At 67.4% G+C, this 21442-nt stretch carries 15 protein-coding genes; 5 read left to right on the top strand and 10 right to left on the bottom strand.

All coding sequences use genetic code 11. The annotated features are described in order from the left end of the window. Positions 1-84 precede the first annotated feature (84 nt). On the top strand, positions 85-1812 hold the full coding sequence (locus ACWH43_RS21010; protein ID WP_158443783.1) for a Na/Pi cotransporter family protein: 1728 nt from the start codon (positions 85-87) through the stop codon (positions 1810-1812). 9 nt (positions 1813-1821) lie between these two features. Here the strand turns inward: ACWH43_RS21010 and ACWH43_RS21005 are convergent, their stop codons facing one another. Next, positions 1822-2142: a YnfA family protein gene (locus tag ACWH43_RS21005; protein WP_158443782.1), complete on the bottom strand. Its 321-nt coding sequence runs from the start codon at positions 2140-2142 to the stop codon at positions 1822-1824. Positions 2143-2353: 211 nt separating this feature from the next. On the opposite strand from ACWH43_RS21005, the gene ACWH43_RS21000 reads away from it, so the two are divergent. Then, positions 2354-3577 (top strand): TIGR03862 family flavoprotein, encoded by a 1224-nt coding sequence (locus ACWH43_RS21000; RefSeq protein ID WP_260349064.1) that lies wholly within the window; start codon positions 2354-2356, stop codon positions 3575-3577. Positions 3578-3601: 24 nt separating this feature from the next. Here the strand turns inward: ACWH43_RS21000 and ACWH43_RS20995 are convergent, their stop codons facing one another. Continuing rightward, positions 3602-7048, bottom strand: a complete 3447-nt coding sequence (locus tag ACWH43_RS20995) for a class I SAM-dependent DNA methyltransferase (protein ID WP_260349065.1) — start codon at positions 7046-7048, stop codon at positions 3602-3604. Between the two features lie 154 nt (positions 7049-7202). Here ACWH43_RS20995 and uvrB point away from each other — a divergent pair, with 154 nt between their 5' ends. Together uvrB and ACWH43_RS20985 are read left to right on the top strand one after the other, a co-directional pair. Further along, entirely contained in the window at positions 7203-9887 is a 2685-nt protein-coding gene (uvrB, locus tag ACWH43_RS20990; RefSeq protein WP_158443781.1) for an excinuclease ABC subunit UvrB, read from the top strand. 99 nt (positions 9888-9986) lie between these two features. After that, the gene (locus ACWH43_RS20985; protein ID WP_260349067.1) at positions 9987-11756 is read left to right on the top strand and encodes an AIPR family protein; all 1770 of its coding nucleotides are present in this window, start codon (positions 9987-9989) and stop codon (positions 11754-11756) included. On the opposite strand, the gene ACWH43_RS20980 is transcribed toward ACWH43_RS20985, so the two are convergent. After that, a complete protein-coding gene (locus ACWH43_RS20980) occupies positions 11753-12271 on the bottom strand; it encodes a GNAT family N-acetyltransferase (RefSeq protein ID WP_158443779.1) in 519 nt (172 codons plus the stop codon). The genes ACWH43_RS20985 and ACWH43_RS20980 overlap by 4 nt on opposite strands. Positions 12272-12814: 543 nt before the next feature. Between ACWH43_RS20980 and ACWH43_RS20975 the strand changes: the two genes are divergently transcribed. After that, positions 12815-13147 (top strand): hypothetical protein, encoded by a 333-nt coding sequence (locus ACWH43_RS20975; protein ID WP_158443778.1) that lies wholly within the window; start codon positions 12815-12817, stop codon positions 13145-13147. 114 nt (positions 13148-13261) lie between these two features. Here the strand turns inward: ACWH43_RS20975 and ACWH43_RS20970 are convergent, their stop codons facing one another. The 7 genes from ACWH43_RS20970 to fdhF form a co-directional block, all read right to left on the bottom strand. Continuing rightward, the gene (locus ACWH43_RS20970; RefSeq protein WP_158443777.1) at positions 13262-13711 is read right to left on the bottom strand and encodes an NUDIX hydrolase; all 450 of its coding nucleotides are present in this window, start codon (positions 13709-13711) and stop codon (positions 13262-13264) included. A 183-nt stretch (positions 13712-13894) separates the two neighbouring features. After that, the gene (locus ACWH43_RS20965; protein WP_158443776.1) at positions 13895-14293 is read right to left on the bottom strand and encodes a c-type cytochrome; all 399 of its coding nucleotides are present in this window, start codon (positions 14291-14293) and stop codon (positions 13895-13897) included. A 138-nt stretch (positions 14294-14431) separates the two neighbouring features. Beyond that, positions 14432-15244 (bottom strand): alpha/beta fold hydrolase, encoded by an 813-nt coding sequence (locus tag ACWH43_RS20960; RefSeq protein WP_158443775.1) that lies wholly within the window; start codon positions 15242-15244, stop codon positions 14432-14434. Between the two features lie 456 nt (positions 15245-15700). After that, complete coding sequence (locus ACWH43_RS20955; protein WP_158443774.1) at positions 15701-17356, bottom strand: OFA family MFS transporter; 1656 nt, start codon at positions 17354-17356, stop codon at positions 15701-15703. A 96-nt stretch (positions 17357-17452) separates the two neighbouring features. Continuing rightward, positions 17453-17734: a formate dehydrogenase subunit delta gene (locus ACWH43_RS20950; RefSeq protein ID WP_158443773.1), complete on the bottom strand. Its 282-nt coding sequence runs from the start codon at positions 17732-17734 to the stop codon at positions 17453-17455. Further along, positions 17731-18573 (bottom strand): formate dehydrogenase accessory sulfurtransferase FdhD, encoded by an 843-nt coding sequence (gene fdhD, locus ACWH43_RS20945; protein WP_158443772.1) that lies wholly within the window; start codon positions 18571-18573, stop codon positions 17731-17733. The genes ACWH43_RS20950 and fdhD overlap by 4 nt, the downstream gene beginning before the upstream one ends. Then, positions 18560-21442 carry a formate dehydrogenase subunit alpha gene (gene fdhF, locus ACWH43_RS20940; RefSeq protein WP_158443771.1) on the bottom strand — a complete coding sequence of 961 codons (2883 nt, stop codon included), beginning with the start codon at positions 21440-21442 and terminating at the stop codon, positions 18560-18562. The genes fdhD and fdhF overlap by 14 nt, the downstream gene beginning before the upstream one ends.

Here is a 21442-nt window from a genome sequence, read left to right as displayed (position 1 = left end):
CGTTTATTGCTATTGAGTTGGCTAATCAAAAACGTGTAGATTCAGCCGACCATCATCACCGAAACGGGGAAAGACCGCACGAAAATGGCCACGGGCGAGAGCGCAACCAATATCCTGATCCATCTGGCGGGCGGCGTCGCGCTGCTGATCTGGGCGGTCAGGCTGGTGCGGACCGGCGCGATGCGCGCCTTCGGCTCGCAGCTCCGGCATGCCCTGCAGAGCTTCACGCGCAACCGTTTCGCCGCCTTCGCCAGCGGCATCGTCGTCACCATGGTCCTGCAAAGCTCGACGGCGACGACGCTGCTGGTCTCCTCCTTCGCCGGGCAGGCGCTGATCGGCTCGGCCATGGCGCTCGCCGTGCTGCTCGGCGCCAATCTCGGGACGGCGCTCGCCGCCTTCGTCATCTCGATGGATCTCGGCTGGCTCTGGGGGCTGTGCATCGCCATCGGCGTCGCGATGTATCTGTCGAGCGAGGCGATGGAGCGGCCGCGCAATATCGGCCGCGTCCTGGTCGGCATCGGCCTGATCCTGCTCGCGCTGATCGAGTTGAACGCGGCGGCGGCGCCGCTCGCCCAGTCGCCGACCTTCCGCGTCATCCTCGGCGCCATCGGCTCCGAGCCGCTGCTGGCCGTGCTCGTCGCCATCGCCGCGACCTGGATGGTGCATTCCAGCATCGCCGTGATCCTGCTGGTCGCGACCTTCGCGGCCTCGGGCCTGTTCCCGCCCGCGACGGCGCTGACGCTGGTCATCGGCGCCAATCTCGGCAATGCGCTGATCCCGGTGCTGGACCAGCTCGGCGCGCCCGTGGCCCAGCGCCGGGCCGCCATGGGCAACCTGCTGACCCGCCTCCTGCTGGCGCTCGTGATCATTCCCTTCGTCGGCCCGCTGGCCGCCTGGCTGACCAGCCTGCCGACCGCCGGCCCGCGCTTCGCCATCGAGTTCCATGTCGCGCTGAACTTCATCGGCGCCGTTGTCTTCCTGCCCTTCGTTAAGCCGATCGCGGCGCTGGTCGAGCGCTTCATGCCGGGCAAGGAGGAGGCCTCCGCCGCGGTCACGCCGCGCTATCTCGACCCCAACGCGCTCGACAGCCCGAGCGAGGCGCTGGCCGGCGCGATGCGCGAGGCGCTGCGCCTCGGCGACCGCGTCGAGATCATGCTGCGCGATACCATGACGCTGCTGGAGAAGGACGAGCTCAAGCTATCCCGCGTCATCGCCCAGGCCGATGACGGCGTCGATACGATCCACGAGTCGATCAAGCTCTATCTGGTCAAGGTCTCGCGCAACGAGCTGACCGAGGAGGAGAGCCGGCGCCTGTTCGAGATCATCACCCTGATCACGAATCTGGAGCATATCGGCGACATCATCGACAAGAACCTGCGCGAGCTCGCCGAGAAGAAGATCCGCAAGCGCTACACCTTCTCGCCCGAGGGGCTGGCCGAGATCCGCGATTTCCACCATCGCGTCGCGGCGGCGCTGGCGCTGGCGCTCAACGTCTTCGCGACGCGCGACATCGTGCTCGCCCGCCAGCTCTTCGCCGACAAGGCGGCGATGCGCGAGGCCGAGCGCCATGCCGCCGACAGCCATTTCCAGCGCCTGCGCTCGGGCCGGCCGGAATCGATCGAGACCAGCGCCATCCATCTCGACATCATCCGCGACCTGAAGCGCATCCACGGCCATATCGTCTCGATCGCCTATCCGATCCTCGAGAGCGCCAACGAACTGCGCGAGAGCCGCCTGCGCGAGACCAAGGCGGCGGCGGAGCAGCGCGAGACGCCCGCGGTGCTGATCCCGGCGCCGCATTCGGGCGGTTGAGGCAGGCTTTCAGCGCGGCGCCGCCAGGATCACCGCTGCGCCCGCCAGGCAGATGACGCCGCCGGTAAGGTCCCAGCGATCCGGCCTGACCCCCTCCACGGCCCAGAGCCAGCCGAGCGAGGCGGCGATATAGACCCCGCCATAGGCGGCGAAGGCGCGGCCCGCCGCCGCGCTCCCGACCAGCGTCAGCAGCCAGGCGAACAGCCCGAGCGAGACGAAGCCGGGTAGCAGCCACCAGAGCGGCTTGCCGAGCCGCATCCAGCCCCAGAAGGCGAAGCAGCCGGCGATCTCGCAGAGCGCGGCGCCGAGATAGGCGGCGATGGTGGGCATGAGGGTTTCCGGCCGGGCTTTTCCAAAGGGGGAAGGACAGTCTAAAGCGGTAAGTCTTCGAACGGAAACACGCCGTCATCCCGGACAAGCCGCGTCAGCGGCGCCGATCCGGGATCCATGCCGGAGCATCCCGGGGAAGGGTTCAGGCATGGATCCCGGGTCTTCGCTTCGCTGCGCCCGGGATGACGCGTCCAGATGAGAACAGGCTGCGGTGGAAAAGCCGATACGCAACATCGCCATCATCGGCGCCGGCCCGGCGGGCCTGATCGCGGCCGAGCGCCTCGCCGGCGCCGAGCATCGCGTCACGATCCATGAGCGCATGGCCTCGCCGGCGCGTAAATTCCTGCTGGCGGGCCGCGGCGGGCTGAACCTCACCCATTCCGAGCCGTTCGATGCCTTCCTGAGGCGCTATCGTGAGGCCGCCGGCTGGCTGGAGCCAGCGCTGCGCGCCTTCCCGCCGCAGGCCTTGCGCGACTGGGCCGACGGGCTCGGCGCCGAAACCTTCGTCGGATCGAGCGGCCGCGTCTTTCCGCGCGTGCTGAAGGCCTCGCCGCTGCTGCGGACCTGGCTGCGGCGGCTCGAAGGGCTCGGCGTGAGGCTCGCGACCGGCCGGCTCTGGACCGGTTGGGACGAGGCGGGTGCCCTGACCTTCACGCTCGCCTCCGGCGAAACCGAAGCGGTTCGCCCCGATGCGACACTGCTCGCGCTGGGCGGTGCGAGCTGGCCGCGGCTCGGCTCCGATGGCGGCTGGGTGCCGCTGCTGGCCGGGCGCGGTGTCGCGATCGCCCCGCTGAGGCCGGCGAATGCCGGCTTCGCCGTCGCCTGGTCTCAGCCGATGCGGGAGCGTTTCGCCGGCCAGCCGCTCAAGCGCATCGTCGCGCGCTTTGCCGGCGAGGAAGCGGCCGGCGAGGCGATGATCGATGCGGGCGGCATCGAGGGCGGCGCGATCTATGCGCTGTCCGCGCCGCTGCGCCAGGCCGTCCTGCGCGACGGCGCCGCGACGCTCCGGCTCGACCTGCGGCCGGACCTCTCCGCCGATGCGCTCGCCGCGCGCCTGGCCAAGCGGCGCAAGGGCGAGACGCTGAGCAACCATCTGCGCAAGGCCGGCGGGCTCTCTCCCGTCGCGGCGGCGCTGCTGCGCGAGGCCGGGGGCATGGCGCCGCCGGCCGAGCCCCATGCGCTCGCCGCGCTCGTCAAGGATGTTCCGCTGCGTCTCGGCGCGCCGATGCCGCTCGACCGGGCCATCGCGACGGCCGGCGGCATCGCCCGCGCGGAGGTCGATGCCGGCTTCATGCTGGAGCGTCTGCCCGGCGTCTTCGTCGCCGGCGAGATGCTCGACTGGGAGGCGCCGACCGGCGGCTATCTGCTGCAGGCGAGCTTCGCCACCGGCATGGCCGCCGCCGCCGGCATGGAGGCATGGCTGGCGCGCCGCTGAGCCCCCGGGCCGCGCGGCGGGCGGTCACCCCGCGGCGGTCAGCCGGCGGGCGAAGCGGGCGCCGCCATCGACGGCGGAAATCTCCCCGACCCGCGCCAGCGAGACCAGGATGTCGCGCACCGCGCGCTCGACCCGGCGCCCCTGCCGGAACCGCTTCGCCATCGCGGCCGCGTCGAGCGGGGCCGGCGCCTCGGCCAGCATGCCGAGCACCGCGGCGACGCGCGCGACGGCGTCGCTGGGGAAGGCCGGCTTGGCCAGGGCGGGATGCGCGGCGACCCGCACATCCGCCTCGACCTGCTCGCCGCCCCTGCTCCCGCCGCCGAGGCGCGGGCGCTGGTAGTCGGGCCGGAGCCAGCGGACCTGGCCGCGCTCCTCCTCCTGCGCCCGCTGCCGGTTGAGCGCGACGAGCCGGGCCAGCGCCTCTTCCCCGGCGAGATCGGCGGGCCAGCCATAGGCGGCGGCGACGGCGGCGTCGATCGCCTGATGGTGCTCGTCGAGGATCAGCGCCAGCCCGCGGTCGCGGACGCTGGTCTCGGCCGCGCTCAGCGCGCCGCCGGAGCGGATCGCGTCGCGGACATTGTAGAGCTTGGTCAGGGTGAGATCGGGATAATCGGCGAGAACCTGCTTGCGCAGGGCGTCGAGCGCTTCCGCCGGCCGCCGGATCGCCTCCTTCTGCGCCTCGTCGGCCTCGGGGAAGGGGAACGGATCGAAGCAGCGGGATTTGGAGTAGCGCGGCCGGTCCTCGAGCGTCGCGCCCTGATGAAGGGCCCATGCCACATGAAAGCGCGATGACAGCACGCCGAGATGGAACGCGTCGGACAGCGCGACCGCCACCAGCATGTTGTCGGGCAGGATCGCGGCGTCGAGGAACTGGAAGACGCGGTGCTTCGCCGTCTCGACCGTGACGATATAGCGCTGGAGACGGGCGAGGGCCGGGCGCAGCTCGCCGCGCGGCTCGCCGAAGATCCACCATTGCTGGCGGTAGCCGGCGCGCCGGTTGGCGTCGCGGCCGACGGGCCTGCCGGCCTCGTCCCGGGCTTCCTTCACCGTCAGCCGGACATGCTGGTAGACCTCGGGAAAGCGCTCGCGGACATCCTCGGCCGACAATCCGAACAGGTCGATCGCCAGGACCCCGCGCGGCCGCTCGGTCAGGTCGCGCCCATTGCGGTAGCGCCGGATATGCGCCGCGAGCCCCGGGCGCCGACCGAGCCCGAGCCCTTCGGCCTCGGCCGGCGTCACGAGGAAACCCGCGCCATGCAGCTTCACGCCCGGCGAGCACAGCCCGGCATTGGACCGGAGCGCCCCGGCCTTGGTGACGTCGACGCCGATGGTCAGGTCGGCGTTGATCCGCCCCTCCCGCACTCGCAATGCGATCTGCGGCTGGTCGGTATCGAGGCCGGTTTCGGAGAGCGGCTCGCACAGCTTGCCCTCATGTTGCCCGGCTTGCGCGACGGTCATCGCGATGCGTACCGCCGCCGCGTCCTTGCCGGCCTTGGTCCAGGGGTGGTCGGGAATGGCCATGACCAGCGAGAGCGGCCGCTTGCCGGCGAGATGCCGCTCCACCGTGCGGCGCTGGAAGGTCTGGGTGATCGAATTGGTGGTGACGAAGCCGAAGCGCCGCAGCCTGCTGCCCGGCCGGGTCAGGATGTCGGCGGCGCGGTCCCACCAGTACATCACCAGATCGGCGCTCTCGTTCATCTGCGGATAGATCCGGCGCAGCGCTGCGACATAGCCGTCGCCGAGCCGCCGGCGCAGGTCCTTGCCGCCGATGAAGGGCGGGTTGCCGACGATGAACTCGACCTCCGGCCAGGGGGCGGGATGCAGGTCGGCCGGGGCGACCTCGCGGCCTGCGCTCGTGGCGGGCACGGGCCATTCCGGCCAGCGGAGGAGCGCGTCGCCGGGCAGGATCTGCTCGAGCCGGTCGAGGATCGGCTCGCGCGGCGCATAGGCGCGGGTGCGCAGATGCCATTGGAGATAGCCGATCCAGAGCATCAGATCGGCGATGCGGACGGCGCGCGGATTGGCGTCCAGCCCATGGAACTGCCACGGGCCGACGCCGCGCGCGCCGAAGCCGCCGAGGCGTTCGGCGGCGCCGAGCTCGGCGGCGGTCTCCAGCACCTCGCCTTCCAGCCGCTTCATCAGGTCCTGGGCGACATGCAGGAAATTGCCGGTCCCGCAGGAGGGGTCGAGCACGCGCGTCGCGCAGAGGCGGTCATGGAAGGCTTCGACCAGGGCCAGCGCCTGCCGCGGCTGGCCGGCGTCGCGCGCCTGCTGGGCGGCGCCCACCACCGCCCGCCAGTCCTCGCGCAGCGGCACGATGACCGTCTCGATCACCAGCCGCTCGACATAGGCGCGCGGCGTGTAATGGGCGCCGAGCCGGGCGCGCTCGTCCGGGTCGAGCGCCTGCTCCAGCAGGCCGCCGAAGATGGCGGGCTCGACCAGGCCCCAATCGTGCTCGGCCGCCGCGAGCAGCTCGGCGATGCCGTCGCGGCCGAGGCGGAAGACCTGCGGCTCGGCGAACATGCTGCCGTTGAAATGCCTGATCTCGGCGCGGATCGCGGCCGAGTAGCCGCCGCGGTCCATCCGGCGCCAGAGGTCCTCCAGCAGCGGCTGGAAGCTCTGCGGCGCTTCCCGGCATTCGCGCAGCAGGCGCTTGAAGCTGTCCGCGGGGATCAGCGCGACATCCTCGGCGAACATGGTGAAGATGCAGCGCATCAGGAACAGCGCCACGTCCTCGGGGTCGTGGCGCCGTTCCAGCGCCTTCGAGACCAGGGCGAGGCGCTCCGCGATCTGGCGGGTGGCCGCCGCCGCCCGCCGCGCCGGGTCGAGCGAGAACGGATCCCCCCAGACCCGCCTCAGCAGCTCGCGGATCTGCGGGTCGCGCAGATCCTCCAGATAGATGCGAAAGCGGTGCCGGTCCGGGAACTGGACGTAGTTCTTCCCGAGCCCCGAGAAATCCGCGTAGAGCTCGAAGCAATGGCCGACATCGCAGACGATCAGGAAGGGCGGCCAGCCATGGCTCGCCGGGAGGGCCTTGGCGTAGCGCTCGCCCTGGTTGCGGGCGTTGAGCATCAGCAGGTCGCGGCCGAGCTCGGCGCCGCGCCGGCCGCGCGTGCCGGCGGGCGCCCCTTCGCCGCCGTCGTCGCCGTCTCCGGCCGGCAGCAGCGCCTTCGACCTGCCGCTGAGCCGGGTCTGCTTCGCCTCCAGCACGAAGGCGCCTTTCCGGTAGAGGTCGATGCGGCCGACCGTGTACCCGCCCTGCCCGTCGGGAAAGCGCACGGGATATTCGAAGCGATAGGTCACCGCGTCGGAATCGCTGGTCGGGGGCTGCGGCGCCTCGACGCCGATCAGCCCGCACAATTCGCTCAGGAACAGCGCATAGGCCGCCCGTTCCGCTCCCTCCGACACGCGCCAGCGGGCGATGAAGGCCTCGACCTCATCCTCCGTCGGTTCCCATTTGCCCCCCGGCATGTCACGGCTCCCTGAATGGATGGCGGCCGCATCTTTGCAATTTAAGGTTGTATTTCTCGATCCTGTCAACTGCTGTCATCGTCTGTCATCAGCGGTGCGTCCGGGAGGCGGCTTCCCCCTCGCATCCGGCGCGGTTCGGGCCCATATTGCGGCCATGCCGAAGAGCCCCGACACCACCGCGACCAAGCCAAAGGCGAAGAAGCCCGCTTCGGCCCGCACGCCGAATTCCAAGGCGACCAAGCCCGAGCTCAAGCCGCTCGAAGGCTATCTCGCCGATCTGCTGAACCCCGCGATCAACCGCGGCACGGCGGTGCCGGGCGGCGCCTCAGGCTTCAGCGACAAGCCGCAGGCCGGCTACGAGGCCGGGCCCGCCGAAGGCAAGCAGGCCGGGAAGAAGCGCAAGCTCTCGAAGAAGGCGGATTCCGCCTTCGGCGCGGACGACGAAGGCGCGGCCGCGCTCACCGCCAAGTCGTTGCAGCACCTGCTGGAGACCGGCAGCCCCTTCATCCAGCCCGGAAAACCCTGGACGCCGCACCGACCCGAGCGGCCGGAGAAATCCGAAGGCGGCATCCGCTTCAAGATGGTCTCGGATTTCCAGCCCTCGGGCGACCAGCCGACCGCGATCGCCGATCTCGTCGACGGCATCCGCCGGCAGGAGCGCGACCAGGTCCTGCTCGGCGTCACCGGCTCCGGAAAAACCTTCACCATGGCCAAGGTGATCGAGGAGACGCAGCGCCCGGCCCTGATCCTCGCCCCGAACAAGACGCTGGCCGCGCAGCTCTATGGCGAGTTCAAGAGCTTCTTCCCCGACAACGCGGTCGAGTACTTCGTCTCCTATTACGACTACTACCAGCCCGAGGCCTATGTCCCGCGCTCGGATACCTATATCGAGAAGGAATCCTCGATCAACGAGCAGATCGACCGCATGCGCCACGCCGCGACGCGCTCTTTGCTCGAACGCGACGACGTGATCATCGTCGCCTCGGTCTCCTGCATCTACGGTATCGGCTCGGTCGAGACCTATACGGCGATGACCTTCTCGGTGAAGCTGGGCGAGCGCATCGAGCAGCGCCAGCTCATCGCCGATCTCGTCGCGCTGCAATACAAGCGCACCCTCGGCGATTTCGCCCGCGGCACTTTTCGCGTCCGCGGCGACGTGATCGAGCTGTTCCCGGCGCACTATGAGGATCGCGCCTGGCGCATCGGCCTGTTCGGCGACGAGGTCGAGTCGATCTCCGAGTTCGATCCGCTGACCGGCCAGAAGACGGCCGAGCTGGAGTTCGTCAAGGTCTACGGCAATTCGCACTACACCACGCCGCGCCCGACCCTGACCCAGGCCGTGAAGTCGATCAAGGAGGAGCTGAAAGCCCGTCTCGACGAGCTCAACCGCATGGGCCGCTTCCTCGAGGCGCAAAGGCTCGACCAGCGCTGCACCTTCGACATCGAGATGATCGAGGCCACCGGCTCCTGCAACGGCATCGAGAACTATTCGCGCTATCTCACCGGCCGCAAGCCGGGCGAGCCGCCGCCGACGCTCTTCGAGTATCTTCCGGATAACGCCCTCGTTTTCACCGACGAGAGCCATGTCACCGTGCCGCAGATCGGCGGCATGTATCGCGGCGACTTCCGCCGCAAGGCGACGCTGGCCGAATACGGCTTCCGCCTGCCCTCCTGCATGGACAACCGGCCGCTGCGCTTCGAGGAATGGGACGCGATGCGGCCCCAGTCGGTGCATGTCTCGGCCACGCCCGGCGGCTGGGAGATGGAGCAGACCGGCGGCGTCTTCACCGAGCAGGTCATCCGCCCGACCGGTTTGATCGACCCGCCGGTCGAGGTCCGCCCCGCAAAACATCAGGTCGCGGACCTGCTCGACGAGGTCAAGGAGGTCACGGAGAAGGGCTACCGCACCCTCGTCACCGTGCTGACCAAGCGCATGGCCGAGGACCTGACCGAATATCTGCACGAGAACGGCGTGCGCGTGCGCTACATGCACTCGGACATCGACACGATCGAGCGCATCGAGATCCTGCGCGATCTCCGTCTGGGAGCCTTCGACGTGCTGGTCGGCATCAACCTGCTGCGCGAGGGCCTCGACATCCCCGAATGCGGCTTCGTCGCCATTCTCGACGCCGACAAGGAAGGCTTCCTGCGCTCGGAGACCTCGCTGATCCAGACCATCGGCCGCGCCGCCCGCAACGTCGACGGCAAGGTCATCCTCTATGCCGACCACGTCACCGGCTCGATGGAGCGGGCGATGGCCGAGACCAATCGCCGCCGCGAGAAGCAGGTCGCCTATAACGAGGCGAACGGCATCACGCCACAGACGGTGAAGAAGAACATCGGCGACATCCTCGGCTCGGTCTATGAGCGCGACCATGTCACGGTCGACAAGGGGCTGGTGGCGCCGGCCTCGGGCCACAACCTCAAGGCCGCGATCGCCGATCTCGAGAAGCGCATGCGCGAGGCCGCGGCCGATCTCGAATTCGAGACGGCGGCCCGGCTGCGCGACGAGATCAAGCGCTTGCAGGCGACGGAGCTGGCGATCAGCGACGACCCGCTCGCCCGGCAGGGCGATGTCGAGGCCAGCGCCGGCAAATACAAGGGCGAGCGCGGCTATGGCGACGCCGCCAACCTGCCGCCGACCCGCGCCCGCAAGCCGACGGACGCCGATATGGGGCCGCATAACTGGGGCGGCGGCGAGGGCAAGCCGAAAGCCGGCGACAAGCCGAACCCGCTGCTGACCGGCACCTCACGGGTGCGGAAGCCGACGCTCGACGAGATGGGCCCGGTGCCGGAGCAGCGGCCGAAAGGGGCGGGGGAGAGGCGGAGGAGGAGGTAAGACGTTTGTTGCAAGCGGAAGATAAAAAAGGGATGCCGGGCTATGAAATCAATCTGACCGTGCATAGCATTGTTGGTCACGAATCAGGATTGATGTCGCATGAACCCTGTGATCCGCGCCCAACTGAAAGAGTTTGCTAAAGCGAATTCGATCACTGCTGATGCTCAAGAACGTCAGTTCGAAATTTACTCGATTTTCTCGATTCTGGCCGGGCTCCTAGGGGAGAGCATCGATGCATATGATGTGCACTTGTCCGGTGATGAATTTGGCGTTGATGGAATTGCGGTCATCATTCAAGGCGAAGCTGTAAAGAATAAGCACGAAGCTGAAGAAAAACTTTCGGCTATAAATAATCCATCCATTGAATTTATCTTCTTTCAGTCGAAGACAAGCACTAGTTATGATTATGGCGATATTTCCAAGTTTTTCGATGCCGTTTCGGCGTTCTTTGATGGAGAGCTAAAGGGGGAGAGCCCTGCTATCGACGACCTGATGGGGGCAATGGAGGCGATATATGAAAGAGGAGTTGGAAAACGAAACCCAAAATTGAGTTGCTACTATATTACAACAGGAAATTATGAAAAGCCTGCTCGGATAGAAAAGCTAAGGAATAGCTTCAAGTCTGACCTCGACGAGAAGAATATTTTTGATAACGGAAATATTTCTGTTGAGTTTGTCGGAGCGCGGGAGCTTCAACAATGGTACCGGGCGGCCACTAGTGCGGTTGAGGTTGAGATTGACTTTCCGCGAAACGTCGTAATGCCTACAAACAGCCATGTCGATGAGGCGTATGTAGGTTACATCGATGCTAGAAATTTATTGAAATTGTGTTCTTTGAAGGATCAGAATGGCTCCGTCATAGGAGTAAATAAGGCTGTATTTTTCGATAACATTCGCGATTACGATGCAAAATCAAAAATCAATGCCGGCATAAAATCCGGCGTGCGTTCGGGTGGCGGTGCTGAATTTGTTTTCCGGAATAATGGTATAACGGTAGTATCAAAAAATATTGATAGGACGGGTGATAAATTCCGCCTGGAAGATTTTCAGATCGTCAACGGATGTCAAACTAGTAATGTGATTTTTGACCTAGTTTACGGGGATGATTCTGGTTGTCAAAACGGTGATATTTCACTTGCTGAATCAATACAGGTTCCCTTCCGCCTGATTGGTTCAAAGAATGATGATTTTGTTTCGTCAATTATCGTTGGTACGAACAGGCAGAATCCGGTCAGGGATGATCAATTTTGGGCTCTCCGGCCATTTATGAAGAGTTTTGAAGAGTATTGCCGAGGCCTTGATAAGGAGGAGGCGATATATTTTGAGAGGCGAGACAATCAATATAGAAATCAGGATGTCGAGAGAACTAGAGTGATGCAGCCTTCTGTCCTTATGAAGGCTGTTGCGGCTTGTTTGCTTTTTCAGCCGCAGAGAGCGGCAAGAGATTATCGCGGTATATTGTCCGAGTATGAGAATTCAATATTTTTGGACGATCATGACGTTAGGATATATCATGCTGTAGCATATTTATATTACCGTTTGGAATTTCTCTGGAGGAATCAAAGAATTTCTAATGAATATAAGACCTTTAGATACTATATTTTGTCTGGAATAGGGCTTAGAATTTCAGGTAATAATAATATTCTTTCTATGAAAAAGGCAAAGATTGCAAGTATAGCTGAGTCGATAATCGCTTTGTGTAACGATGAGGATGCGCTAAAATCTGCAGTTGAGCATATCGTGTCAGTGGTTGAGGCAAGACTCTCTGAGATGAATGTGGTCACTCAAGAACGGATTCGTGACACTATTCGTTCGGAGTCGTTTTCTGGGATGTTCCGGGATCGCCTGATGGCCTCGGAGATTGCTTAGAGGATCTCAGCCCCGTCGAAAGCCGCGTGATAGCGCACGGTGCCGGCCGGCATCTCCGCGCCGAAACCGAGGCGCATGAAGTAGTCCGGCGGCACGCCCTCCAGCACCAGCGCCGGATCGTTCGCGAAGCCGAAGCGGCCGTAATAGGCGGGGTCGCCGAGCAGGACGCAGCCACCGGCGCCCATTTCGCGCAGGCGCCGCAGGCCCTCGCGGATCAGGGCAGCGCCGATGCCGCCGCGCTGCCGGCCCGGCCGCACCGAGACCGGCCCGAGCCCGAACCAGCCGCGCTCCGCCCCGTCGATCGTCACCGGCGAGAAGGCGACATGGCCCAGAATCTCGTTTGACGTCGCCCCGCCTTCGACGGCGACGAGCGAGAGCGTCAGCGCCCCGGCCGCGCGCAGGCCGTCGACGATCGCCGCTTCGGTGCCGCTGCCATGCGGCGCCGTCGCGAAGGCCTCCGTGGTCAGGGCGCGGATGGCGTCGGAATCGGCGGGCTGTTCGGAGCGGATGTGCATGCCGGGCTTATGCCATGCCGGTGCTGCCCGCGAAAACTAATCCCCGCCCGCGCGGCCCATGCCTATTCTCGGCCCACCTCACCCCGAGGGGCCGCCGTCCGGAGGCATGCTGCATGGCGGGGCGGGGGCGGCGCCCTGCGGCCGGGTTTGCACCCCGGACTCGGGAGGCCGCGGGAACCGCCCTGGGGGTACTACGGCCCCTGCGCGAGGAGCCTCGCTAGGAGAGGCGGCGCGGCGGTGGCGAGGCGGCAGGCGCAGGGCGACCCGTTGAGGGAAGCCGGCGCGCCCTGTGCGTCCGCGACCGTCGCTCCGCCCAACGGAAGCGCGGCCCGCAGCTTTCAAGAACGCCGGCAAGCGGAGCGCCACGGGGCGTGCGGATGGTGGCTCAATCCATCCGCGCCGCTTCCTGGCTCAACGGAAGCGGCCGATATTCCGCGCCTCGCGGCGCTCCGCTGCCCCTCGTTTCCCGAACGTCCGCGCGCGAGCCGGGCGGCCGAAGACCCATGACTTGCGCGCCGGCGCGCGCGACCGCAGGAGCGGACCATGGCGAAGCTGGATGGGCAGACGCCCGAGCAGGCGCGTTGGCAGGCGGAGAACGAGGCCCGGCGGGCGCGGCAGCATCGCAGCCTGGTGGATGGGCTCGAGATCTGGTCGTTCTGTCCGCGCAAGGGCTGCCGGCGGCGAAAGAGCTGCCGCCACGACAGGCCGGCGCTGTGCCTGAACGCCTTCTTCGCGACGATGCCCGAAGAGCTGAAGCAATATCTCCAGCTCGTGATCACGGCCCGGACGGGTGGCGCGAGCCCGGCCGAGGCCGGCCGGGTCGCCCGCGAGCGCATGATCGCGGTCGACGGCCGCGCGCCCTTCGACGACGTTTAGGGCGCCGGTCGGAAAAGCGGAGCGCGGCCTGCGCAAAAAGCCGGCGCAAAATCAAAGGCCTGGCGTATCGGCCCAATGATGATGGGCGGTCCGTCGCGCCAGGCGCGGCCGGGCTCACGCCGCGAGCGAGACCTGCGCCTGCAGCTTGCGGATGGCGGTGCTGAGCTCGGGCTCGTCGACGATGTCGGCGGCGTCGGCGAGCTTGAACCAGTGCAGGTCGCGCTGGTGCTGCTCGCGGAAATCGGCGTGCTGCTGCTCGACCTCGAGCAGATAGAGCTTGACCTCGCAGAGCGCGAAATGGTCGCTCATCCGCTTCCAGTAGCTGTAGCGTCCGGCCGGCTTCTCGCTGACGCGGCCGAGCACGCCGGCCTCCTCATAGGCCTCCTGCGCCGCGGCGTCGCGGTCCTTCACGCCCTTCATCGGCCAGCCCTTGGGCACGATCCAGCGGCGCGTCGTGCGCGAGGTCACGAGCAGCAGTTCCGTCGAGCCGTCGGCGGCGCGGCGGATCGGCATGGCGGCGATCTGCGACCGCTTCTCCCCCGTTTTCCGCTTGGCCTTCTTCATCGGCGCGTGGAACTCCTTCCCAGCCTGCACATTCGTCCGGGTCCGAATCATCTTTGTTCACCGGAGCGAATGAATATTGCATCGGATCGCGAAAATGGAAGGGCCGTTCTGTCAAAAAACCGGGTGCCGGCCCTGTCCGGCGCGCAACTCCGCCTCGGCGGCGGACCGCTCCGGCCGACGCCTTCAGAGCTTCTTGCCGTCCGGGCCGAACTGCTTGAGGAAGGCGGTCAGGTCCGCGATTTCCTTCTCGCTCCTGATGCCGGCGAAGATCATCTTGGTGCCGGGGATCTTGGCCTTCGGGTCCTTGATGTATTCCGCGAAGGTCGCCTCGTCCCAGACCAGGCCGGAATTCTTGTTGGCGCTGGAATAGCTGTAGCCGGCGACGCTGCCGGAATGGCGGCCGATCAGCCCGTTGAGCTCGGGGCCGACGAGGTTGCGCGCGCCCTCGCCGATCTGGTGGCAGGCGCGGCATTTGTTGAAGGCGCGCTGGCCGGCCTCGGCATCCTGCGCGGCGGCGGGGCGCGGCAGCGGCGACAGGGCGAGCAGCGACAGGGCGAAGAGGCTGGTCAGGGCTGCGCGCATGGTCTCGTCCTCGGGCTCGTTCCGGTGGGCTTCCGGGCTCGGCCGGGCCCTACCTTGGAAGCCTTCTGGTTTAAGCCGCGTCCGCGCCGGCTGGGTATGGGTCCTTTCGACGCGGAGGGCGCGCGCGGCGCCGGGGGCTCAGAGCTCGCCGATCCACTCCGCCACGGCGGCGGTGAAGATGTCCGGTCGCGAGACCGGGAAGAGATGCCCGCCGGTCTCCATGATCGAGCGGCGCGTGCCGGGCAGGGCGGCGATCAGCGCCTCCTGATGGTAGACCGGCACGACCATGTCGTCGCGCGCGCCCATGATCAGGGTCGGCATCGGCAGGGCCTCGATATCGGCGCTGCCGTCGAAGCCGAGCAGGGCGTCGATGCGCTCGCGCATCACCGTGCGGGCGTGCTCGCTGGTCGGCGCGGCGTCGATCGCGTCGTCGTAGATGTGCCAGTTGGCCTGGATCCAGCGCGGCTGGTAGGCGCTGAGCACGGAGAGCGCCGCGAAGGCCTGCGGGTCGCAGTCCAGGATGGCGCGGCGGGCGCCGAACAGCGCGGTCATGTAGCGGCAGGCCTTGAGCCAGGTGCCGCTGAGGATCAGCCCGTCGATGCGCTCGGGCGCCAGCTTCGCCATCGCCTGGGCGATGCAGCCGCCGGTCGAATGGCCGAGCACCACGGCGCGGTCGAGGCCGGCCGCGTCGAGCACGGCGAGCCCGTCGCGGGCGAGCCGCTCGATGTCGCAGGGCGCCTCGCCGCGGCTGCTCGCGCCGATGCCGCGCTGGTCGAAGCGGACGATCTGGAAGGAGCGCCCCAGCGTCGAGGCGATGTCGGTCCAGAAGCCGGCGGTGCCGCTGAGGCCGCTGACCAGCAGCAAAGGCTGGCCGTGCCCCTCGCGGAAGCCGTGGAGCGTGGCTCCGTCATCCGTCTCGGCGCGGAAGTCGATGGTCCTGGTCGTCGTCATCTGTCACCCAACGGTCCCGGCCTCCCGCCGCGCGTTGCTCGCGCGTTCGAGCGTCCTGGTTCCGCCCTTACCCCTCTTGCAGCGATCGCTCGCTCCCGCTCTTCACCCGGCGGCGTCCCTGGAACGCTGCCGATGCGTCAGGATGGCGTATGCGGGCCGCCCATACCATGGCGTGAGCGCGAGGGGAGGAATGCTTTTTGTGCAGATCGACATGGGAGAGGACTGATCGTTACGCATCTGCTGCATGGCGTTTCGCCGGATGCTGCGCGGATCGCGGCGACTTCGTCACGCCGGAGCGAGCCGGAGGCGAGGCGGAATGCCCTGGCGGGCCGCCGCGCGCCATGCGCATGGCGGGGTCTCCGCCGGCGAAAAGCGCCGTCGGGGCGGCTTCCCGCGGACAGGCAAAAGGCCCGCGCCGATGGCGGCGCGGGCCTCGTTCGGTTCAGTTGCCTCCGCTCAGTGGAACAGCGTCAGCGATTTCGACAGCGTGATCCAGATGCCCCAGGCGAGCGGGATGCCGACCACGGCCCAGGCGAGGGCGGCGGTGCCGTCGAAGCCGCCCTTGCCGATGCCGAAGGAGCCGGTGGCCTCGCGCGCCGCGGCGGCCCTGCTCGCGGCCTGGAGCTTGGCGACCTCCTCCTCCTTCATGAACCATTGCGGGCCGAGCGGCCTGACCAGCGCGTTGGCGACGAGGCCGAGCGCCAGCATGCCGGCGAGGATGTACATCGTGCCGCTGTAGAGGCTGGCTCCGGTGACGCCGGCCGAGACCTGCGCCTCGCGGATATAGTTCACCACCACCGGGCCGATGATGCCTGCCGTCGACCAGGCGGTCAGCAGCCGGCCATGGATGGCGCCGACGAACTGCGTGCCGAAGACGTCGGCGAGATAGGCCGGCACCGTGGCGAAGCCGCCGCCATACATCGACAGGATGATGCAGAAGGCGGAGACGAACAGCACCTTGGACTGGATGCCGGCGGCCCAGGGCGCCGTCGCATAGAGCGCGATGCCGAGGATGAAGAAGGTGTAATAGGTGTTCTTGCGGCCGATCTTGTCCGACAGCGAGGCCCAGAAGAAGCGGCCGGCGATGTTGAACAGCGAGAGCAGGCCGACGAAGCCGGCGGCGATCGCCGCGACCGAGGTCTTCTGCCCGGCGTCGAGGGCCGAGAAGGCGACGCCCGCCTGGCCGATCAGCGCGCCGCCGAAGATCTCCTGCAGCATCGGCGAGGCGATGCCGAGCACGCCGATGCCGGCCGAGACGTTGAGGCAGAGCACCGCCCAGATCAGCCAGAACTGCGGCGTCTTGTGCGCGTCGCGCAGATGGACATGGCCGGAGGTGATCATCGCATTGGCGCTGCTCGGCGGCGCCCAGCCATCCGGCCGCCAGCCGGCCGGCGGCACGCGGTAGCCGAAGGCGCCGGCCATCATGAAGGCGAAGTAGATCGCCGCCATCACCAGGAAGGTCTGCAGCACGCCGACCGAGGTCGGGGTCTTGAAAGAGTTCATCAGCATGTCGGCCAGCGGCGAGCCGATCATCGCGCCGCCGCCGAAGCCCATGATCGCCATGCCGGTCGCCATGCCGCGCCGGTCCGGGAACCACTTGATCAGCGTCGAGACGGGCGAGATGTAGCCCAGCCCGAGGCCGATGCCGCCGATGACGCCCGAGCCCAGCCACATCATCCAGAGCTGGTGCCAGTAGATGCCGAGCGCCGAGATCACCATGCCGCCGCACCAGCACAGCGCCGATGCGACGCCGGCCTTGCGCGGCCCGGCCTTCTCCAGCCAGCCGCCCCAGATCGCCGCCGAGGCGCCGAGCAGCACGAAGAACAGCGTGTACATCCAGCCGAGATCGGAGACGCGCCAGTCGCAGGTGGTGGTGAAGAGCGCGCTCGCCAGGGTCAGCTCCGGGCAGGTCTTCGGCGCGGTGACGCCGATGGCCCGCGAGAGCGGCAGCCAGAACACCGAGAAGCCATAGGCCATGCCGATGCACAGATGGATGCACAGCGCGGCCGGCGGGACGAGCCAGCGGTTGAAGCCGGCCTTGGCGATGATCCTTTCGCGGTCGAGCAGGCCGACGCCTCCTCCGGCCTGCGCGATGTCCTGTGCGACGCTCATTCCCGGTTTCCTTTCCCCAAAGCTGCGCCGTTCGGGCCGGGTTCGCTCCCGGCTCGTTGAAACCCGTGCTGCGTTCCGCGGGGAACGCCTGTTGCGTTAGCTTCCGCGCGCCGGTCTGATCAGCGGCAAGGCGCGTCGCAGCAGCGGCGGAAGGTCTTCCGGACGGGCGGAATAGGCGTCGATGAACGCGTCGCGCATCCCTCCGGTCCAGAACTGGTTGATATGGTCGGCGACGGCGGGCACGGCCTCGGCGTCGGGATAGGCCTTGAAGAAATCGGCGATCTGCCCGGCCATGCGGGCGAGCTTGGCGAGGTGCTCGGCCTTGCGGTCGTCTCCGGCGCTGCCGGCATCAGCGGTCGTCAGTGCGGCCTCCGTCATCGGCTGGTCGTTTCCAGGCTGGGCGCGAGCCGGCCGGCGAAGACGGTGCAGCCGTCGCGGCGCGCCACCGAGACCAGCGTCAGCCCGAGATGCTTCGCCCGCTCGATCGCCAGCGAGGTCGGGGCCGAGATCGAGACCAGCGTGCCGGCCCCGAAGATCGCGGTCTTCTCGACCATCTCGAAGGAGGCGCGGCTGGTCACCAGCATGAAGCCGGCGCTCGCATCGGCGCCGGCGCGCAGGCGGGCGCCGATCAGCTTGTCGAGCGCGTTGTGGCGGCCGACATCCTCGCGCGCGGCGAGGATCGCGCCGCCGGCGTCGCACCAGGCGGCGGCGTGGACCGCGCGGGTGAGCCGGTTGAGCGGCTGGTGGCGGTCGAGCGCGGCGAGCGCCGTCTCGATCGCCTTCGCGGAAACCTGGCGCGCGGCCCGCGTCGCCGCGTCGGCCATCGGGATCTCCGCGATGGTCTCGACGCCGCAGAGCCCGCAGGAGGTGCGGCCGGAGAGGTTGCGCCGCCGGGCGAGATGCTCGCGGAAGCGTCCCGGCGCCAGCTCGACCGTGACGACGACGCCTTCCTCCCGGGGCTCGACGGCGACGCCGCGGATCTCGTCGGCGGCGCGGATGATGCCCTCGGTCAGGCTGAAGCCGGTGACGAAATCGGCGAGGTCGGACGGGCTCGCCATCATCACCGCATAGGGCATGGTGCCGTAGACGATGTTGACCGGCGTCTCGACGGCGACCTCGACATTGCGCGCGCCGTCGCCCTCGGCGCCGAAGCGCACCGGCTCGGCCGAGACCATCGCCGTCGCCGGCGGCTGGGCGGGAGGGTCACTCCGCGGCATCGGGCAGGCGCTCCGCGATCCGCCGCAAGGTGACGTCCTCCTCGAAATTCTTCTCCTGCCACTGCGAATAGTGGTTGGTGCGCCGGACCTCGACCGCGGTCACCTTGTATTCCGGGCAGTTCGTCGCCCAGTCGGAATAATCGGTGGTGATGACGTTGGCGCCGGTCTTGGCGTGGTGGAAGGTGGTGTAGACCACGCCCGGCTGCATGCGCTCCGAGATCTCGGCGCGCAAGGCGATGTCGCCGGAGCGGCTGGCGAGCGAGACGAGGTCGCCGTCGCGGATGCCGCGGCTCTCCGCGTCGAAGGGGTGAATCTCCAGCACGTCCTCGTCGTGCCAGGCGCCGTTCTCGGTGCGCCTTGTCTGCGCGCCGACATTGTATTGCGAGAGGATGCGCCCGGTGGTGAGCAGCAGCGGGAAGCGCGGCCCGGTGCGCTCGTCGGTGGCGATGAACTCGGTGATCATGAACTGGCCCTTGCCGCGCACGAAGCGGTCGACATGCATCAGCGGCGTGCCGGTCGGGGCCTTCTCGTTGCAGGGCCACTGCACCGAGCCGAGCTTCTCCAGCTTGTCGTAGGAGACGCCGGCGAAGGACGGCGTCAGCCGCGCGATCTCGTCCATGATCTCGCCGGGATGGGCGTAGGACATCTCGTAGCCCAGCGCCCGCGCCAGCTCGATCGTCACCTGCCACTCGTCCTTGCCGGAGAGCGGCGCCATCACCTGCCGCACGCGGTTGATGCGCCGCTCGGCATTGGTGAAGGTGCCGTCCTTCTCGAGGAAGGAGGCGCCGGGCAGGAAGACATGGGCGTATTTCGCCGTCTCGTTCAGGAAAATGTCCTGGATCACGACGCATTCCATCGCGGCGAGCCCGGCCGTGACATGCTTGGTGTTGGGGTCGGACTGGGCGATATCCTCGCCCTGGACATAGAGCCCCTTGAAGGTGCCGTCGACCGCCTCGTCGAGCATGTTGGTGATGCGCAGGCCCTGCTCGGGGTCGAGCGGCACGCCCCACATCATCTCGAAGACCTGCCGGGTCGAATCGTCGGCGACATGGCGGTAGCCCGAGAATTCGTGCGGGAAGGAGCCCATGTCGCAGGAGCCCTGCACGTTGTTCTGGCCGCGCAGCGGATTGATGCCGACGCCGTCGCGCCCGATATTGCCGGTCGCCATGGCGAGGTTCGCCATCGCCATCACCGTGGTCGAGCCCTGGCTGTGCTCGGTGACGCCGAGCCCGTAATAGATCGCGCCGTTGCCGCCGGTGGCGTAGAGCCGCGCCGCGGCGCGAACATCCGCCGCCGGCACGCCGGTATATTGCTCGCTCGCCTCGGGCGAATTCTCCTCGCGGGCGACGAAGCGGGCCCATTGCTCGAAAGCGTCGAGATCGCAGCGCTCGCGCACATAGCTCTCGTCGATCAGCCCTTCGGTGACGACGACATGGCCGAGCGCGTTGAGCAGCGCGACATTGGTGCCGGGCCTGAGCGGCAGGTGGTAGTCCGCCTTGATATGCGGCGATTTCACCATGTCGATCCGGCGCGGGTCGGCGACGATGAGTCTCGCGCCTTCCCGGATGCGCTTCTTCATCCGCGAGGCGAAGACCGGATGGCCGTCGGTCGGGTTGGCGCCGATGATCAGGATGACGTCGGCCTTGGCGACCGACTTGAAGTCCTGCGTGCCGGCCGAGGTGCCGAGCGTGGTCTTGAGGCCGTAGCCGGTCGGCGAGTGGCAGACGCGGGCGCAGGTATCGACATTGTTGTTGCGGAAGGCGGCGCGCACCAGCTTCTGGACGAGGAAGACCTCCTCGTTGGTGCAGCGCGAGGAGGTGATGGCGCCGACCGATTCGCGGCCGTATCGGGCCTGGATGCGCTTGAACTCGGAGGCCGCGTGGCTGATCGCCTCTTCCCACGAGACCTCGCGCCACGGGTCCGTGATCCTGGCCCGGATCATCGGCTTGGTCATGCGGTCCCTGTGGTTGGCATAGCCCCAGGCGAAGCGGCCCTTGACGCAGCTATGGCCTTCGTTCGCCTTGCCGTCCTTGTAGGGTACCATGCGGATCACGCGGTCGCCCTGCATCTCGGCCTTGAACGAGCAGCCGACGCCGCAATAGGCGCAGGTCGTGACCTTGGAGTGCTCCGGCTGGCCGTGCTCGATGACCTTGTTCTCCATCAGCGTCGCCGTCGGGCAGGCCTGCACGCAGGCGCCGCAGGAGACGCATTCCGAGCCCAGGAAATCGGTCGGCCCGGCGGCGACGCGCGAGTCGAAGCCGCGGCCGGCAATCGTCAGCGCGAAGGTGCCCTGCACCTCCTCGCAGGCGCGCACGCAGCGATTGCAGACGATGCATTTCGACGGGTCGTAGGTGAAATAGGGGTTGGAGGTATCCTTCGCGAGCCAGTTCTCGTTGGCGAGCCCGTCCGCGGTCTTGGCGAAGACGTGGTTCTCGCCCTCATAGCCGTAGCGCACCTCGCGCAGGCCGACGGCGCCGGCCATGTCCTGCAATTCGCAGTCGCCATTGGCCGAGCAGGTCAGGCAGTCGAGCGGGTGGTCGGAGATGTAGAGCTCCATCACGCCCTTGCGCAGGCCGGAGAGGTTCTCCGACTGGGTGCGGACGACCATCCCGTCCTCGGCCGGGGTCGTGCAGGATGCGGGCGTGCCGCGCCGGCCCTCGATCTCGACCAGGCAGAGTCGGCAGGAGCCGAAGGGCTCCAGCGAGTCGGTGGCGCAGAGCTTGGGGATCTTGGTGCCCAGGCTCATCGCCGCCGCCATCACCGAGGTTCCGGCCGGCACCGTGACGCTCTGGCCGTCGATGCTCAGCGTCACGGTCTTCTCGGAAAGCCGGATCGGCGTGCCGTAGTCGATTTCCTTGATCAGGGCCAT

The sequence above is a fragment of the Allobosea minatitlanensis genome (genome assembly GCF_964020775.1).
This window is presented reverse-complemented; position numbering and strand designations above follow the sequence as displayed.

Excerpts from the sequence above, each read along its gene's own strand:
- ACWH43_RS20980 (WP_158443779.1), bottom strand. The coding sequence starts at position 12,271 with ATGCACATCCGCTCCGAACAGCCCGCCGATTCCGACGCCATCCGCGCC.
- ACWH43_RS20985 (WP_260349067.1), top strand. The coding sequence starts at position 9,987 with ATGAACCCTGTGATCCGCGCCCAACTGAAAGAGTTTGCTAAAGCGAAT.
- ACWH43_RS21005 (WP_158443782.1), bottom strand. The coding sequence starts at position 2,142 with ATGCCCACCATCGCCGCCTATCTCGGCGCCGCGCTCTGCGAGATCGCC.
- ACWH43_RS20965 (WP_158443776.1), bottom strand. The coding sequence starts at position 14,293 with ATGCGCGCAGCCCTGACCAGCCTCTTCGCCCTGTCGCTGCTCGCCCTG.
- ACWH43_RS20960 (WP_158443775.1), bottom strand. The coding sequence starts at position 15,244 with ATGACGACGACCAGGACCATCGACTTCCGCGCCGAGACGGATGACGGA.
- ACWH43_RS21010 (WP_158443783.1), top strand. The coding sequence starts at position 85 with ATGGCCACGGGCGAGAGCGCAACCAATATCCTGATCCATCTGGCGGGC.
- fdhF (WP_158443771.1), bottom strand. The coding sequence starts at position 21,442 with ATGGCCCTGATCAAGGAAATCGACTACGGCACGCCGATCCGGCTTTCC.
- fdhD (WP_158443772.1), bottom strand. The coding sequence starts at position 18,573 with ATGCCGCGGAGTGACCCTCCCGCCCAGCCGCCGGCGACGGCGATGGTC.
- ACWH43_RS20995 (WP_260349065.1), bottom strand. The coding sequence starts at position 7,048 with ATGCCGGGGGGCAAATGGGAACCGACGGAGGATGAGGTCGAGGCCTTC.
- ACWH43_RS20950 (WP_158443773.1), bottom strand. The coding sequence starts at position 17,734 with ATGACGGAGGCCGCACTGACGACCGCTGATGCCGGCAGCGCCGGAGAC.
- uvrB (WP_158443781.1), top strand. The coding sequence starts at position 7,203 with ATGCCGAAGAGCCCCGACACCACCGCGACCAAGCCAAAGGCGAAGAAG.
- ACWH43_RS20970 (WP_158443777.1), bottom strand. The coding sequence starts at position 13,711 with ATGAAGAAGGCCAAGCGGAAAACGGGGGAGAAGCGGTCGCAGATCGCC.
- ACWH43_RS20975 (WP_158443778.1), top strand. The coding sequence starts at position 12,815 with ATGGCGAAGCTGGATGGGCAGACGCCCGAGCAGGCGCGTTGGCAGGCG.
- ACWH43_RS20955 (WP_158443774.1), bottom strand. The coding sequence starts at position 17,356 with ATGAGCGTCGCACAGGACATCGCGCAGGCCGGAGGAGGCGTCGGCCTG.